The sequence below is a fragment of the Ligaoa zhengdingensis genome, from assembly GCF_014384885.1.
Lineage (GTDB): Bacteria > Bacillota > Clostridia > Oscillospirales > Ruminococcaceae > Ligaoa > Ligaoa zhengdingensis.
In genome coordinates, this window is record NZ_JACRST010000002.1 from 118,001 (window position 1) to 135,817 (window position 17,817).

Consider the following 17,817-nt stretch of genomic DNA (forward strand, 5'->3'; position numbering starts at 1 on the left):
AACATCCTCATTTCCGTCTGTATTGTTCCATCAACTCTTTTCTGGATTCTGTTGAATGGAAGAAATCCCCAATATGTGGCTCTTCAATACTAGCAGATCAAAAATGTCGATCCCTTCATTTTCCCTTGCTGTATCCGCAGCCTCAGCATAGACGCCCTGCAGCGTACTGATTCCGAGGATTTTGCTCTTAACCGCCAAAAGGTCAAAGACATTGATCGACCCGTCGCCAGTGCAGTCGCCGTACAGCAAAACGTCCAGTGCCTTTGCTGTATTTCCCTGTGCATTTTTCAGCAAAAGCCGACAGCCGGTTCCAACAAATTCTTCATCCGCCAGTTCCTTGCCGTTTGTGCCAATCAGCTCGCAGGTATAGTCCTTCGAAGCGATGTTACTGCGCACCCATGCAGCGTCACTGTGCTCATTTAAAGCATACATCCGGCCGGACGCAAGGTCAAGGTTAAAAATTCCGCTGGCGGCCATCTGATCAGCGGGAACTACTTGATATGGCAGGCCAATATCGATATCATCGCCCATATAGGGGTCCCTATAGAAAAACTTTAAATTCAGTTTTCCTGGCCATGGCATTGCCGTATCCCCAGCTTTGATTGGAATTTTTAGCAAAGCTCCATCTTCATTCTCTTCCAGTTGATATTTTTCACGTATGAGATATGCCCCCGTCTGTCGATCATCTGTCGACCACCTGTAAAGAAAATCTTCTTCTGGTACCATGGCTTCGAGACGCGCGTATAAAGTTATCTCTTCGCCTTGTGCCAAGGTCAGACTTTTCACCTGATGGGTGAGCTGCTCATCAAAATACACTTTGAGTGTATCCGCTTGAATATAAACCGGGAAGGTAGAGCGTTCCCCCGTGGGCAGCTCCAATGTGATCGACTGGGGATCCGCCATCGCCTCCCCGCCGCCGGAAATCCTCAGCGCCGGATATCCGGCAAGCTGCGTCTTCACTGCCTCAAATGATGAACCGAATACAGATACAACCCGAAAATCAGAAATCCTCTTCTCTCGATCTACGACCAGCAAATAATCTGACTCGGATTCGTTCAGTTCAATTTCCTTAAGGCCGTAGCCAGCCATGTCTTCTGTAATCTTAAACGGCATCAAATAGATGTCATTTAATAAGCGGCACTCAAAATTCCAACTGAACCTTACCCCTTCCTTTGTTTCCCAATGTATCATAAAACTTTTTCGCCGACCAGGTCGATTCTCGCGATACAGTGTCAGCTTAATCGTCTTATGTTCTGGCATGTATTCCGCATCCACCCGATCCACGACATTGGAGCCTCTGTCAAAAATAAAAGTCTTGGGAAAGAGTTTCCAATCAACCGGTTTCCCATCTACTGTTTCGTCTCCAATGACGCCATCCTTAAGGTAGATGGTAGTCGTACTTTTGCCAAGCATCGGCAACTCCACTTGATCCAGCAACTGTGTACATGCCTCATCAGCATAGATAAGCGGAATGTGTTCAGTTGTTATGTAAAAGGTCTGTGTTTTACCATCCAACGACAGAGTGAAACTTCCTGTCACACGGTTTTCCGGAGGAGTGACGCAAATTGTGACTACCTCCTGATCTCCATCCAGCAACAAACCAGTAGACAGTTCTAGCCCTTCTGTTTCATTGACAATCCTTAATTGGCTGAGTTTGCTTTTGGGAACAGTTTTTCCATCGATACACAAAAGCCAATATCGAGCGCCTTCCAACGGACCCGATCTCATCGGCATGGTAGAATCAGTCGAGAAGGTGGGTTCATCGTAGCTTATACTGTATAAAACATCTATTTCCCCTACGCTTCCAATTACATAGTCGTAAAGGGCTATTCCCTGAATCGCTGTTTGGCACAAAAATTTATAATGATCCCACTTTCCATCTATCATAAGCTCCACATGCAACTCTACAGGAGACCGTAGCGTACGGTTTGCACTCATTGTTACCTGGATTGTCTCTTTCTCTGGCAAAAATTCATAGCTAAATCCGGTGATTGCATCTGCATCTTCTCCCTCCAACCAACAACGCGAGCTCGCGGGATCTAAAGCATCCCAACGGATCGGAGCGGGATCCATTTCCCTTTCCCAATCTTCATACTTCGTGCCCAATAGGAATGTTTGGGGTGCTTTTCCCAAGCGGAGCCAAAATTCACCCTCGGGATGATGATTTAAAATACCCAATGTGCCTTCTGTTGTAACACGGAAGCTCAGATGATTTTCTCCCAACGCAATGGTAATCTCATTGTCACTTCCGTAGAGAGGAATGTACTCTGCAGTATTTATACTGAACAAGATCTGACCCAATTCCCGATTATATTCCCAGGATACATCAAAGTCCCCATCAACATCCACCTCAAGCGCTTTTGCCGTCTCCTCAGATGGAACAAAATCCCCCATTAGCACAAACTTTTCAGTGTAGCGAATTTTTGTGCTGTATTCAGCAGAATATACATCTGGAAACAGACGCAATTCGCCCTCCACCTCTTCATAGCTGCGCAATTGCATTTCCTCATACCATGTTAACCAATGCTCGCCGTTTATATCGGGGTGCCCCCCATTTTCACTACTGATCGTATAGCAAACGAGGTCCCCGCGATTGTAAAATTCTGTAACCATACTTCCTTCCGGTACTTCGGCTACCTTTTCCCGTAAAGAGGGGTTAGACGTATAAAACGCCTGAATAGAACTTCCATCGGTATAACATATATATCGGTGTTTAACAAGCATCTGTTCTACTGGAGCGTCTATCAAAATTTTTTGGCTATTGGTTGCGTAATCGTATTCCCAAATTTTAGCATCTCGCAATTCGTAGCCTTTCATAACGCCATCATAAATCCTTGATGTCCCGTTTCTCCACACAAAATCGTCATAGTACCGGTCAACGCAACTGATCTCCGGATGGTTCCATCCTAAATAACCTTCCTCCTGCATTTTTTCATCGCTCAACAGCAAATAACAATGTCCCACATAATCGCTGTCTTCTCGTCCCTGTTCAATCAACTCATCCGCAGAGGCATCCACGTGGTACCAATTTCCATCGATCTGCACACGAATCCATGCATGCTGCATATCTTCTGATACTGTATACTCACAGGTTGTACCGAAATGTTTCAAAATTAGAGCCATCGCCATCGCGTAACCGCTACGGGTTCCCTTGCCGCTCACCAACGTTTCCACGCCATTATGTTGCCCTTCATCTTCAGCTTTTTCCATCAGAACCGTATTTTGAATGAGATAATCATGAGTGGCCAGCACTTTCTCCATCGAACTCATAGTGGATCTGGCGACTTCGTATTCTATCCTTCTGAGCAATGCTTTATAGTCGGATTTGATCGTGCTGGCTTCATATGATTTATATCGATATTGTGGAAATATCATCAACTTGCCTGACTCGTATCCCCACTCCACAGTTCCTGTTACATAAAAGAGCTCAGGATTGCTGTTAATCACTTTAAAATACATTTCAGCCAGTTCACTTGTGCCGTTTACCAGTTCTGTAGAAAAACTGTACTTGGTCACATCAATTTTTGAAGCTCCGTACTCGAATCTATCCAGAAGATCTTGCTCAAATTTCAGTTCCTCCGGCGTAGCAGTAAGTGGATTTATCTGTTCCCCCGAGAAACCACCCTCTTGAAACAGAGTTGTAGTAACAGTTATCCGCTCAACCGAATTTTCCAGTGGGAGTTGCAACGATTTTTGATCCTCACCGGCAAAATCTTCAACCTCGATGGGATCACCCGTTGTTTGAGAATCGTTTATCTCCTCTTTGCTTTTGTCCCCAACTACGCTATCTTCTATTTGTCCGTCAGGCCTATCTCCCCCATCCGGGGGAATCTGCTCCACTTCTGTCTCCTGCTGTTCTTCGTCCTCCGATGGAGAGACGGCTAAAACAGGCGGATTGGCCTGTTCCTCCTGAACTGGCTGCGCTGCCCAAGCTGTTGAATGCGTAAAAAGCAAAAATACACTCATCAAATAAGCTACGAATTGTTTATTCCTCTTTTTCATATGCTGCTGCCTCCCTCTGCGCTTTTACATCCTTTCAAACGGCGGCCATTTAGCGATATCATACCACTGTCATCGGCCCCTGATCTATAGTTGAAACTCCCAGAATATGGTTTTTAAGTTTAAGCAGATCAAATACATTGATCTTGTCGATGTCGGTCTCCTCATTCTCAACAAGATCGGCGGCCTCTTTATAAACACCGTTTAGAGAGCTAATGCCCAAAATATGGCTCTTTATTCCCAACAGATCGTGCACATTAATCGACCCATCGCCGGTGCAGTCGCCGTACAAAAGTGGGATCACGATTCTTTCCACTGCTTCCTTTTCATTTTTTAAGACAATCCTGCAGCCTGTGCCGACAACCCGGTCGCCTTCCATCTTCGCCCCCTTGGAATCGGTCATGGAGATCGTATAACGGGAAGCTATCCGGCCAAGCAGGTCGGTTGCTGTGGTGCTCTCCTCCAAACCGGTCAGCCGGCTCTTCGACAGGTTTACATGATAATAGGGGCTTATCAGTGCCTGCGTATCCGCCAGAACCTGATAGGGAATCTCACGCCTACTCCAAGTTCTGGGATAGATAAGCAGGTATGCCGGACCGGACATTGTCCCCGCTTCCGGCTTCAGCTCTAGCTTCAAACAGGCCGGAATGTAGCGGTCTCCAACCTTTCTCCGTTCTATCTCCTGATGGTCGGTGCATTGAATCATAATCAAATTCGATTCTATCAATCGATGTCTGAGCCTAACTGGCCACGGAGGTGCATTGTAGGAGTTGCGATAAGCGAGATAAATCGTCTTGCTCTGTCCCTCCAAGAAGGTCAGCTCGTTGATCTCCTGGGTCAGGTCCGGATCGGCAAATATCAGGAAATCCAGTTCATCGATAACCACTCGCACCGTGTGAACTGCGCCTGAATCCAGCTGGATGGTGACCGACTGCGTTTTTGAATCGGCCGGAGCGAACGCATGAAGCTGCAGAAGCTGCTTCCCATCGATGATAACCGATCTGGCCTCAAAGGCATCCCCTTCCGTCCCCAAAATTGTGAAGCCACAAGGAGCCTCCTGACCCTCAGAAAAGGCAAAGTACTTTGTGCTTCTCTCATCGATCTTCAAATCGATCTCATCGGTCCGCTCGGCACCATCCTCCTGCCAGTTCCATAGGTAGAGATCAGTTTCTGATTGAACGGGAATTTTCCAAGTAAAATCAGGTTTCAGCACATCACCATAAAGATCAAAATTGAAATCGAATTCGGAATCCAAATCCGCATACCATTCAATTCGAATGGAGTCGCTTGTAATAGGGTGATCGGAATAGTATATGCGCACTTTGAGAGTCTTCTTTTCCGGGAGATATTCCGTTTCCACCTCTCCGATGAGTTTTGGGCGCTGGACAATCTTTCTGGTGGTTGCATAGCGAGTCCAGTCGACCTCCCCTCTGTTGGTCGTCTCAGCTCCGATATTTCCGCCCTTCAGGTAGAACGTTATCGTGCCGCTCTTTCGCGCGGGAATACTGACATAGTCCAACTCCTCAGTGCAATCCTCGTCTGCATACAGGATAGGATTTTGCATCGTGGTCATATAGAAAGTCTGCGGTTCGTGCCCTCGCACTTGTAAGGTGAACTGCCCTTCCTTGCGCTCCGCCGGCGCCTCCACCAACAGGATCACCGCATCATCCGGGAGATAGTCCTCCCAGATCTCGTCCTCCGTTTGCTTCAACACAGTCACCGAAAAGCCATCCGTAACCCCACTGATTTGAAAAGCTGACAGATCTGCTGCGATCAGCGGGTCACCATCCAATGTGACCGCCATAAAGACCCGTTCCTCATGCAACAATTCGGTTGGATAAGTCTTGTCACGCGAAATAACCGATTGAGACAGGTTCACATCGCTGATCGTTTGCCCAATGTATCCCTGGTACTTGCACAGCAGGATACCGCTCTCTGAAGTGCGGCAGGGGAAACGAAAATCGAAGTGGTCGTTGCGAACGTCAAATGAGAGATTCAGCCAGGTATCCCCTCGAATCGGCCGGTTGGCAGACAGCCTTATTTCATGAAGATTTTCGCAACTGTGGATTGTTACAGCGTCCGCCGCCTCTCCGGTTGCCCAACATCTGATGGATTCCGGGACAATGTCCGCCCAGTTCAGATCACCTCCATAAGCGCTATCCCAATATTCAATATCGCCTGTAAAATAAAACTCTTTTTCCGCACCAGAAACCGGCAGAACAAGCTCGTTTTCCATCCCCCGAGCCGCCATCGCGGAGACCGTCTGGGCATAATAAGTTTTTTCCTCCATCCCGTCAATGGACACGTTAAAATACCCGTAGCAATTGCGCTGCGTGGCAAGAACGTGGATCACCAGTTGATCCAAATTCTCGTCGTATTCGCACCAGACATCGTCTAAACATTTGACACCGGTAATTTTCACCCGCCCGGCCAGCTCTTCACTCGGCCTTTCGTTTGTCAGCAAAATGGCGCTGTCCCCGTTGAGCTGCACGGCGCTCGGCCACATGAAATCCTGAGAAAATTCCCCCTGCAGGCAAAGTCGTCCGTTTCGCAGGGTATATTGAGCCAGAGAAAAATCATTTTCATCTGGAAGAAGCGACTCATAATCGCTAACCGTATTGTACACATAGGCGTCGCTGATCTGCTCGACATAATAGGGGCCTTCATATTCGTAGAAAACCACCCCCAAAATCCTGCTGTCCTGCGTCGCGGCCATCAGAGTTCTGATTTGATCCCACTTCCCGTAGGTCACGGCCTTGAGCGCTTTCGCGTCTCCAAAATAAATCTTTTCTTCGCCCAGCGTCATGTATTCGGCGGAGGGCTCAAACAGGATTTCTGTTTTGGTTCCGTCAGTAATCGACTGTACAATCTTTCCATCCTTTAGATAACACCATTGGTAGTCATCTACATAGATATCGTTGTCGCAAAGCGAATAAATACCGGACGTGACATCCCGCCAATAAAAGTCGTCGTAGGTGGTATCGGAGCATTCTGGAAGCGCGGAGTCCCAATTTCGGTAACCCATCTTTTCCATCGCTCTATCGCTCAGCAGAAAATGATCGTGGCCTACATAGCCGCCCAGGTCAAACTCCGCTACCCCCGGAAGGACAGCCCCTTCATCGTCCGCCCCGGTATCCAGATGATACCAATTCCCGTCCAACTCGACGATATTCCACAGCCGCCCGGTTTCCTCCGACCCGATGCAATAGACAGGTAGTTCCAAAAAGGTGCGGATCAAATCATACATCGCCAAAGCGTAGCCGTTTCCTGTTGCATAACGGTTTGCCAAGGCGCCAAAAGCGCAGTCCTGTTCCTGTTTATATTTCCCCAGTGCTGGGGTTCCTTCCGCAATCCGTGTATTTAGCAGCAAAGCTTCATGGATTGTCAGCAGCTTTTCCAAATCCGTTCCATGATCGAAAGCGATATCTGCAACACAGTCCCGCAGGTCATACAAAAAGTCTTCATAGTCTTCCACAAGCGTTTCTACCCGATGCTTGGGATACCGGTATTCCGGTATCAGCGAAACTGCCGTTTCACCATCTTCACCGCATCGCCAACACACTTTTCCGGTCACAAAGAACAACGACGGATTGCTGTTGATCACCTTGAAATACAGACGCGACAGTTCCGATTGTCCGTCCTTGATTTTCCCGGAAAGGCCGAACTGGGAGACATCAATATCAGTTTCATACCTTGTTAACTGCTCGATAAGAAACTTCTCAAACTCCAGTTCCTCCTCTGCAGCCTGTTCTCGGTCGATCTGTTCCCCGATAAAGCCGCCTTCGTGGAACAGAGTGGTGGTTGCGGTCAAACAATCTTCGGCGTTCACAGCTTTCTCAGCTATGAGATCGAATTCAGCCAAAACAGACGGGATGAAATGTTCAACTGGAGGTGGTTCCACCGCCCCATCCTCCTGTTCGGCGGGCTTTTCCTCTAACGTTTTTGAATCGGCATACGCTGCGTTGTCTTTTTCGATCTGTTCCGGCTCTGCTAGCTCAGGTTCTTCCAGAAGCAGCGGTTGCTCCACCTGCTCTTCCACTTCAACAGACTGTTCCTCACTCTGCGTCTGGTCGGGAAGCGGCGATTGTGTCTGTGCTGGGTCAGCCGCCCAAGCGGTGGTCTGTGTCAAGAGTAACATGACGCTCAAGCCGAGCGCAATCCATCTATTCTGCCTCTTTTTCATCTTTCCGCTGCTCCTTTCTTCTCTTTTGCCTTAAAACAACAAGGACAACCGCCACACCTGCTGCAACAGCCAGTCCCACCGCGAACCAGACAGCCACGCCGTTGGAATCCTGCTTCGGCTGTTGTACCTCTTTCGTTTCGGATTGCTCGGGGACATCTTGCTGGTCCGGGTGCTGCAAAACCTCCGGATTCCCCTGTTCCTCAACGTAAGCATTTGCCTGCGCGGGCGCCTCCTGCCGCTCTTCCCCGCTGGAAGTGGCGAGGCCTTCCAGTTCAGACTGCGCATTCACGGAGACCATCTCCCCATCGAGCATGGCAATGGGGGTTTCCACCTCAGACAGATCCGGTTTGTTGTGCTGAGCACCGCCATTTGAACCGGAGCCACTGTCAGGCCGTTCTCCATCGCCAATTTGAATCGCCGTGCTGCCGGTGCTCACTTGCAAACTTTGAATCTCCGTCCCATCGATCCCTGCAAAGGCCGTGTCTTCCACCCTGACCTCCGTTTTACCCTGTTGGGTCGACGACCGAACGGTGAATACCACTTGGAAAAGGGAAAGGGGGTCCCCCGCGATGGGGTCCGCACTGCCGCCGCCAGCGACATAGATCAGGACCGCCTTTCCATTCCCCGCGTTATACGAAAGCTCACTGGCGGAAATCTCACCCAGCGGACGAATTTCTTTGATCATCAAAAACTCGGTGTCATAGTATAACGTCATCTGGAAGGCTGCGATCCCATCGTTGTCCATGCTGTCCAGCCCTTCCAGTTCATAGGTGACGGATACGGCATCCCCCGCCTGATAGGTACTCTGGTCAAGGGTCGCCGTCAATTTACAGTTTGCTGCATAGACAACCGACGCCATCGCTGTAATGGTCAAAACAATCGCCAAAATACGACAAAATAATTTCATAGTAATCCCTTTCCGCCTCTCTTTTGCCCCAGATGCAAATAAAACGATCCAAAAAGGGCGCGGCAAAGGGACGCCCCCTGGAACTTTGTGACAGAATCACAACAATTCCAAAGGGAGGCGCCCGCCAGCGAATGATATCGCTGGCGGAGCTTCCCAATCACCACGCCCCTGCTTTACTTATTTGCGGGAGGTCGATTGTCTTTTCATAACGTAGAAGATTGTTCCGCCGGCCACCAGTGCGACCACCGCCGCCAGAATTGCTGCAAAAGGAACGCCGGTCTTCTCAGACATCTCCAATTGAGCCTGTTCCGGGGTAAAGAGCACCGTGCCCGACTCGGTATCCGAAAGCATTCCGCTCTCGTCTACATACAGGTCAGAAGGTACGATATCATTGACTGCTCCCTGGGGAATCGAAACCGTCACGAGACCGCCGGTTTCAGGGTTTGCAGATGCAGCGCCCGAAGACTGAACTGGAGAAACACCGGCATACCTTTCCTTCAGATCCAGGAAACGGTAGTAAATTCGATTCTGTTCCGGTTTTTCGAGCTGTTTACCGTTGACCGCAAACGAATCATTGCCTCTCTCAAACTCCAATGTGACATCCTTTCCGGCAAATGCGGCAATCACATCGGCAGGGATCACATCCTCGCCCTGCATCCGGATCAGGATGGTCGCACCCGGTGCAGCGGACTCCGCGCGATCTTTGATGCTGGCCCAATATTCGCTTGCGCTGACCGATGAACTCGAACCGGAACCGGACGAATGGCTGGACCCAGATTTGATCTGGTAGGTGCTGACGACATACACTGCGCTGTTCTCAACTTCGGTCAACAGCAGGAACCCGTTTTCTCCAGAATACTCCGCTTCCCCGTTCTGTTTGAGCGTCAGGCCGGAACCTGCGGAGCGGTAGACATACAGGGGATGATCTTCAAGCACCTCAGCCTTCGCGGGGATGATGAAATCAATTCCATAACCAAACGGGATGGTCTCGTTCAGATTGAAGGTGATCGACCGCGCATTGCTCTCATCCAAGCGACCCTTTCCAAGGTTGTTCTCGCGCTCCTCCAACAGGCCGAATGCGAAAGCGTCCTTCTGATTCATTCCGCTGATGAATTTTGCCAGGTTGTCGAGATCCTCAGCTGTCGCCAGCTTCTCCAATATCTGTACAGGCACGCCGATCACCATGCCGGAATCGGTCAGGAACACCAGATGTGCAGCCGTCTCATTTTCCTGCACCGCTTGCAGCATCTCAAGCAACTGCGTCCCGGTGAGGCGCTTGCCCGCGGATGCGGTCAAATCGGCGGTCGAATACTCTTCGTAATCGATAAGCTCCGGCAGGGTCTCCATCTCCTCTGTCGGGAGTTCCACCGCCGCCGGGGTGAACGTCAAAGTGATCCTCCGGTCCGCTGTCACCGGCTGCACCGTCAGGATGCCAGTTTCCGCGTCATAGGCGGCACCCGTAAGCTCCTGCGAGAACACATAGCCGGTATTTGCGCGCACTTGGAACTGTACTTCATCCCCGTGATTGGCCACCACAGCCGCTTCCCCATCGATTGTGCCATTGACCGCTGTGACACGGACCGTGTACCGCTTGATGGCGAAGGCCGCCTCCACCGACTTGTTCTCCTTGACATTGCGGAACCGCAGCGTCACCTGTGTCAGGTTCTGGTCGGTATTTTCCACAGTCTGCCCGTTGACATCGGTGTAGCTGGCGATATAATAGCCCTCATTCGCGGTGATTTCCACCTCGGCGCTGCCGCCGTAGGAAACCTCCTCCGGCCGAATGGTGACCGCGCCGTTCTCCCCAACCTCGGCCGAAATCACAAAGCTCTTGATGGCAAAGGTGGCGTCGATCCGCTGGTTCTCCCGGATGTTGGACAGTTCCACCTGATATTCGGTCAGCGACTGATCGTTGTTTTCTGTTGTTTTGCCGTTCACCGTATAGCTTGCGATGTAGTACCCTTCCGCGGCCCGAATCTGTGCGGATGCGCTGCCATTGTAATCCACCCTGGAGCTGCTCAGGGTGATCGTGCCGTGCTGTGGCCTGCCTGTTGTGACGGTAAAGGTCATCACTTTGAAGCTGATATCGATCGTGTAATCCTTCTTAACATCGGAAACGGTCAGCTTGTTCGTCTCAGCATCGTATGATGCGCCGGCGGACAGGCGGTCCAGCTCGTAGCCCTCGTTGGGAAGCACCGTAAATTCCGCTTTTCCGCCGTAATCCACAGTGAGGGTATTCGCTTGTCCCTCCCCAAGCGTGCCGTTGGTGATCTGCCCCAGTGCAACCGTGAAGGTCTTTATCTTGAAATTCACCGTGATGTCCAGGTCGCCTGTGACCGAATCGATCGTCAAACGGTTTGTTGCAGGGTCGTACTTGCCCTCTCCTGCAACGCTGGCAAATTCATAGCCTTCGTTGGGCTTGACGACAAGCGAAACGCTGCCGCCGTGGTTGACGGTGCGCTCCGCCTCGCCGGTGATGCTTCCGCCAACCGCGTCCACCTTCACCCGGTAGGATTTGATCCCAAACTCAGCCGAAAGCTCCTGATTGCTGGTGACACTTTTGAACGGCACCTCTATCGCCGCGGTTTCCTGACCTACCAGGGTTGTCTTTTTGCCGTTCACCGTATAGCTTGCGATATAGCTGCCCTCCGCCGCTTTGATATAGACAGTCTTGTCAGCGCCGTCCTCCACGCGGATGGAAGAAATGTCGCCGGTACCGTCCGGAGTGTCGCTCACAACGCCGTTTCCTGTCTTGGAGATTGCGATATCGTAGCTCTTGTTGCCGAAGCTCGCCACGCCCTCGACGCCGGTGACCTGGTGCTCTTTGACATGCTCGGACAGCTTGTAAGCGACCTCGCCGCCTTCTCTGGGCACTGAGAACAACTCGCCGTTGACCGAGAAGCTCAACACCTCTTTGCCCGCTTTGGGGGTGATGGTGAAGGTCACGGTATCGGTGATCGCCGCGGTTTTCTTATCCGCAGCGACCGCGCCCTTGTCCGCCCCATCTTTGATCGTCGCACTCACAGCATATTGTTTTGCCGCCATCGCCGCGGAGATGGTGAGATCGCTCTTCACCGCCGCCGTGCCGGACTGCTTGAGCTGATTCTGCGCATCTATGGGCATAAAACCGATTACCTTCTCAATGGTATAGCCGACCTCAGCCTCCACCTCTGCCTGAATGCTGGAACCATGCTTCACGCGATCCCCGTTCGCAACCGGCTGTCCGTCCGCGGTTTTAACCGCGATCTTCGCCCCGGTCGCCTCCGGAATGGTGATGACATATTCTTTGAGCTTAAACCGGATGCTGACGGATTGATCCGCCTTCACACCGGCCACCCTAAAGGTATGAGTGGCCGCATCGTATCCACCACCCGAGGCCGAATCGAACTCATAGCCTTCGTCCGGGGTGACGATATATTCCACAGCCTCGCCGTAGCTCACTGTTTTTGTCAGCTCGCCCTGCACCGTGGCGTTGTCCGGCTGGCTCAGCGTCACGGTGAACTGTTTCAGCTTAAAGCCGATGGAAATTTCTTTGTCTTCTTTAACAGCTGAAACGGTGAGCGTATGGGTTGCCTTGTTGTAAATTCCTCCGGTCGCGCTGTCAAACTCATAGCCCTCGTTTGGAGTTATGGTGAACACAGCATCTTCGCCGTATTCTACAGTCTGCATAAGACTTCCGTCTACCACCGCATTTTCAGGAGCTTTCAGCGTCACCGTGAAGGTCCGCTTCTTCATCTCCGCCGATATTGTGATATCCCCGTGCACATCGGTGATGGCATCTTCTATTTTGTCGATGCCCTGGTCGGAATTGGGCTTGAAATTGCCGTTGACGGTGTAGCTGGCGATGTAATAGCCCTCGTTCGCGGTGATCGTGTACGCGACGCTTTCGCCGTCTTTCACCTCATTTACGGGTTCTGTTGTGATCGCGCCATTGGCGGGCTGCACAACCGAAATGCTGTGCGGCTGCTTTTGATAGTTGGCGGTCACTTCAATTTTGCCGTTGATCCTGGCCGCCGGGATGGTGTAGGTGTTTCCATCCTGCGTATAGCCCTCGCCTTCGCTGAGCGAAACGCCGCCCACTTTGACGGACAGGTTCAGCAGCTCGTCGCCATCCTCCATGTTCAGGGTGAACCGGTAGTCCTGTCCTGCTTCGACATAGCCATTGCCCGTTGCACCGCTGAGCGCAGCGGGATAGAAGGTCTTTTCCGTCTTGTTGCCCGCGAGGTCGGTGACAGACACCTGGTAGCTGTCGCTGCCTTCCGGCAGTTCCACCTGGTATTTGTTCAGCTTCTCGTCCAATACGGAGGGTTTTACAACCTCGCCGTTGACGACGACACCCGCCGCCTCATCCAGAAACGCATCGGTGATGACGACCGCGTCGCCTTTCAGTTCCACGCGCGGGGCGATGGTGTCGATTTTCACTGACAAACTTGGGGTATTATAAGTGACCCTGGCTGCATCATTATTTTTATCATCGGCCACTTTACCGATTGTAGCCAGAAAAGTGGAGGCTCCATCCAAATAAAACTCTGCTGTTGTCTCCGCTTGCACATCTTCGTTCACAAAAACGCCCAACTTAATCAATCTGTCGTTTGTGGCTTTGGTATCCAACGGATGTATCTTATAGAGGTGCAACAGTTTTCCGATTCCGCTGACACGCTCTTCTTTATTTCCCAAAAGGAATAATCCTTGTGCTGGGTTTTCGGTATAACCATCATAGGAAAAAAGGCTTGTCATGGTGTCGGTATCAATTTTTATCGGCACAAGCAAGTTCTTATCAATCTCAATTTCCGGATTGGAAAGGCTAATCCCACTATAGCCGACCCTTATGTCAAAAGTGCTCAGGCCATAGCTGTTACAAAATTTTCCGTCCTCTCCTTCATCTAGGAAAAAGCGATCTTCGTCTGAAATACCTTTGAGCTCTTCCAAGCATCCCCAGTCGGCCAAATTCAAATAAACATCGAAATAATCGCCTGAGGAGAATACGGTTTTATCTTGCTCTCCCGGCTCCAATTCAAATTCAAAGGTTAAGTCTGGTATATCGTACTGTTTTACCTCTCCTGTATTGACCAACAGCTTCGGCTGTTCCGCCTCGGCCCCCTGCCCTTCCGGCTCGGAGGCGGGCTGCTGCCCGGGAGCTGCCTCCGTCAGGGCCGGGGATTCCTCCGGCTGTTGTAATTCTTCCTCGATGATCTGGATCGGTGCATCCAGCGCCTCATCGGCCAAAACGACCACGCCGGTGCTTGTAAACACCAATGCCGCTGCACATAGTAGCGATATCATTCGTTTCAACATGGCTCTTCCTCCGATTTCTCTCTTAAAATAGGGGGTTTTGTAAAAATGGCATAAATTTTGCTATTTTTATTGTACCGAAATCTGGGACAAATTTCAATAGGATTCGACAAATATGTGGAAATTGTCTATGAATAAAATTTTCATGCCATCCATTTTTTGGTTGTTGTTCGCAGTTTCTTTACGCTTTTGTTTCAAAATCTTGCAAATCTCTTCAACTTCAGCTCATAATTCCCGGGTATACTAAAAACATCCCAGACAGGATAGAATTTCTCCTTTTCCTTTTTCTCTCCCTTTTAAGCGCGGTTTGCCACCGCGCTTTTTTTATATCCTTAAAATAAAGCGCATGGGGTATCCTAATCCATATGCGCAAAAATTTCATGCATCTACTGAACCTTGTATTTCTCATCGCACACCATAATATAGTATTATATAGTCTCAGCCGCCGGCAAACCCATTCGCAATTCCAATAGAAACGTGGTATACTGTTTGCAGTTGCCCCTTGCCAACCCGATGCATGGGGCAGGATTGGAGTGATCTGGCTGATGGCGATCAACAAAGCGATGCGGGCCGCGCTCAAGGCGCTGTCCTATCCCGACCTGGATGTCAAAAAGACCTATAAGATGGAACGGCAAGTGGTCAGCTTGACCTCCAAACGGCTGGTCAAATCCCCGTTTTATAAAACCTGGGACCACCGTGTCACCTGCGGCGACCATGAGGTTCCGGTGCGCATCTTCTCGCTGCCCGACGGGCTGCTGCACCCGGTGCTGCTGTTTTTCCACGGCGGCGGATGGGTCACCGGCAACATCGACAGCTACGACAAGGTCTGCACCGACATGGCGCGGCTGACCAACCACGTGGTGGTCTCGGTGGATTACCGGCTCGCGCCCGAGCATCGGTTCCCTGCGGGGTTGGAGGACTGTTATGCGGTGACGCGCGAAATCTTTCTGGACGGCGCGCTGTTGGGCACCCGGCCGGAGGAGATCACCCTGATCGGAGACAGCGCCGGCGGCAACCTCGCGGCAGCCGTATCGCTGCTCGCGCGGGACCGGGGCGAATTTCTGCCCGCCCGCCAAATTTTAATCTATCCCGCCACCTACAACGACCACAGCGAGAACTCCCCCTTTCCATCAGTGCGGGAGAACGGCGCGGATTATCTGCTCACCTCCAAACGGGTGAACGACTTCATGGAGCTCTACCGCAACACAGAGGAGGATCTGCAAAGCCCTTATTTTGCGCCGCTGCTCGCGCAGGATTTCAGCCGTCAGCCCCGCACCCTGATTATCACGGCGGAATACTGCCCGCTGCGCGACGAAGGCGAAGCCTACGGCCTCAAGCTGCTGGAAGCGGGCAATGCGGTGGAGGTCCACCGCATCAGAGACGCGCTGCACGGCTTTTTATCCCTGCCACCCCGCTTTGCACAGGTCAAACACACCTATGACATCATCAACCGTTTCTTAGACGAGGTGACCCCCGATGAAATACTCCCGCCAGTGGAGCAAACTTGACAATGCCGCAAAAATATTTCCCCCCACCAGCACCAGCCGCGACACCAAGGTGTTTCGCTTCTGCTGCGAGCTGACCGAGGCGGTGGAACCCAAAACGCTGCAAACAGCGCTCGACCGCACCATCGACCAGTTCCCCCTTTACCGTTCTATCATCAAAAAGGGGCTGTTCTGGTACTATTTTGAGGAAAGCCGGCTGCATCCGCGCGTCGCAGAGGAATCGCAGCCGCTCTGTCGCCCAATTTACAACGGCGACAGCAAAAATCTTCTCTTTGAAGTGACCTATTTCGGCAGGCGGATCAACCTTGAGGTTTACCACGCCCTGTCGGACGGCACCGGAGCGCTTCACTTTTTGCGCACTCTGGTTCTCTATTATCTGTTGGAACAGCATCCCCACGAGCTGCCGGAGGATATCACCCTCAATTACGACGCATCCGAGGTACAAAAGACCGACGACAGCTTCTTAAAATACTACTCCAAGCAGAAGGGTGGGCGCGAGCCGAAGGCGCCGCGAGCCTACCGGCTGCGCGGCGAGCGATATGAGGAAAACCGTATCGGCGTCCTGGAGGGGACGATGTCGGTTCAGCAGCTGCTCAGCCTCTCCCGCTCGCACAGCGCGACCATCACCGAGTTCCTGGTCGCGGTGCTCATCCAGTCGATCCACAGCGGCATGTCGGTGCGGGAATCCGCGCGGCCGGTGGTTATCACCGTGCCGGTCAACCTGCGCAACTACTTCCCCTCGGAATCCGCCCGCAACTTTTTCGGCGTCATCAACGTGGGGTATCGTTTTCAAGGGGCCGACAGCTCGCTGGATGCGGTTTTGGCGGAGGTCATCGGGGAGTTTCATCGTCAGCTCACCCCGCAGCGCTTGTACGAAAAGATGAACCAGCTTTCGGCGCTCGAGCACAATATCCCCACCAAGCTGATCCCCCTGGCGCTCAAGGACCCGTGTTTAAAGCTGGCCAACTGGGTCTCGGAGCAGGAGATCACCGCCGCGTTTTCCAATGTCGGCAGGATCGCCATGCCGCCCGAAATCGAGCGCTACATTCGGCTGTTCGACGTGTTCACCAGCACCAAGCGGTTGCAAGCCTGCACCTGCTCGTTCGGGGACCGGTTTGTCGTCAGCTTTACCGCGCCGTTTCTCAGCGCGGACATCCAGCGCTGCTTCTTCCGCACCCTCACGGGGATGGGCGTCGAGGTGGAGCTTTCCGCCAATCCAATGGACGACGAACGGGGGGATTCCGATGCTGTACTGTAAAAAATGTAAACTATCGGTGACCGGCGCGCCGCGCCGCTGTCCGCTCTGCCAGGGGGATCTCACGGGCGTTCCAGAGCCGGACGCCGCGGTGTTTCCCACCGTGCCGCCCGCCGCACATCCCCACCGCAGGCTGATCCATCTGATTCAATTCGTCACAGCGGCGGTGGCGGTCGTCTGCGTCACCATCAACCTCTGCCTGCCCTCCGGCGGGTGGTGGTCGCTGTTCGTGCTGGCGGGCATCGCCAGCCTGTGGCTCTCCTTCGCCCTGCTCATGAAAAAGCGCGGCAACCTTCCCAAAACCATTCTGTGGCAGGTGACGCTGATCTCTGTGCTCGCAGTGGTGTGGGACTGGTTTACCGGCTTTCACGGCTGGTCGATCGATTATGTCATCCCCATCCTCTGCACCTGTGCCATGGCTGCGATGGGAACGATCGCGCGCATCCGCAAGCTGCGCATCGGCGATTACATCATCTACCTGGTGCTCGACAGCTTTTTGGGTATTCTGCCGCTCGTATTGATCCTCACCGGAGCAGTGCACGTGATCTATCCCTCCGCCATCTGCGTGGGGGCGAGCCTGCTCTCCCTTTCGGCGCTGTTCATCTTTGAGGGCAAGGCGATGCGCGCGGAGCTGCTGCGCCGGCTGCATCTGTGAAACTGCAAAAAAGGGGCCGCA

Annotated in this window: 7 protein-coding genes; 3 read left to right on the forward strand and 4 right to left on the reverse strand. The window is 52.0% G+C overall.

From position 1 onward, the window contains the following. Window positions 1–30: 30 nt before the first annotated feature. The 4 genes from H8711_RS02890 to H8711_RS02905 all read right to left on the reverse strand — a co-directional run bounded on the left by H8711_RS02890 (window position 31) and on the right by H8711_RS02905 (window position 14,384). Window positions 31–4,002 carry a transglutaminase domain-containing protein gene (locus H8711_RS02890; protein ID WP_249282035.1) on the reverse strand — a complete coding sequence of 1,324 codons (3,972 nt, stop codon included), beginning with the start codon at window positions 4,000–4,002 and terminating at the stop codon, window positions 31–33. Window positions 4,003–4,060: 58 nt separating this feature from the next. After that, window positions 4,061–8,182: a dockerin type I domain-containing protein gene (locus H8711_RS02895; RefSeq protein WP_249282036.1), complete on the reverse strand. Its 4,122-nt coding sequence runs from the start codon at window positions 8,180–8,182 to the stop codon at window positions 4,061–4,063. Beyond that, window positions 8,163–9,155, reverse strand: a complete 993-nt coding sequence (locus H8711_RS02900) for a cohesin domain-containing protein (protein WP_249282037.1) — start codon at window positions 9,153–9,155, stop codon at window positions 8,163–8,165. The genes H8711_RS02895 and H8711_RS02900 overlap by 20 nt, the downstream gene beginning before the upstream one ends. Window positions 9,156–9,266: 111 nt before the next feature. Then, complete coding sequence (locus H8711_RS02905; protein WP_249282038.1) at window positions 9,267–14,384, reverse strand: InlB B-repeat-containing protein; 5,118 nt, start codon at window positions 14,382–14,384, stop codon at window positions 9,267–9,269. Window positions 14,385–14,926: 542 nt separating this feature from the next. Between H8711_RS02905 and H8711_RS02910 the strand changes: the two genes are divergently transcribed. Genes H8711_RS02910 through H8711_RS02920 form a run of 3 tightly spaced genes read left to right on the forward strand, consistent with a single transcriptional unit; the run spans window position 14,927 to window position 17,796 of the window. Next, window positions 14,927–15,889, forward strand: coding sequence for an alpha/beta hydrolase (locus H8711_RS02910; RefSeq protein WP_249282039.1), 963 nt, complete (start codon window positions 14,927–14,929; stop codon window positions 15,887–15,889). Then, window positions 15,858–17,144 carry a hypothetical protein gene (locus H8711_RS02915; protein ID WP_249282040.1) on the forward strand — a complete coding sequence of 429 codons (1,287 nt, stop codon included), beginning with the start codon at window positions 15,858–15,860 and terminating at the stop codon, window positions 17,142–17,144. Before H8711_RS02910 ends, H8711_RS02915 begins: the two co-directional genes overlap by 32 nt. Then, the gene (locus tag H8711_RS02920; protein WP_249282041.1) at window positions 17,131–17,796 is read left to right on the forward strand and encodes a DUF6320 domain-containing protein; all 666 of its coding nucleotides are present in this window, start codon (window positions 17,131–17,133) and stop codon (window positions 17,794–17,796) included. The genes H8711_RS02915 and H8711_RS02920 overlap by 14 nt, the downstream gene beginning before the upstream one ends. Window positions 17,797–17,817 lie beyond the last annotated feature (21 nt).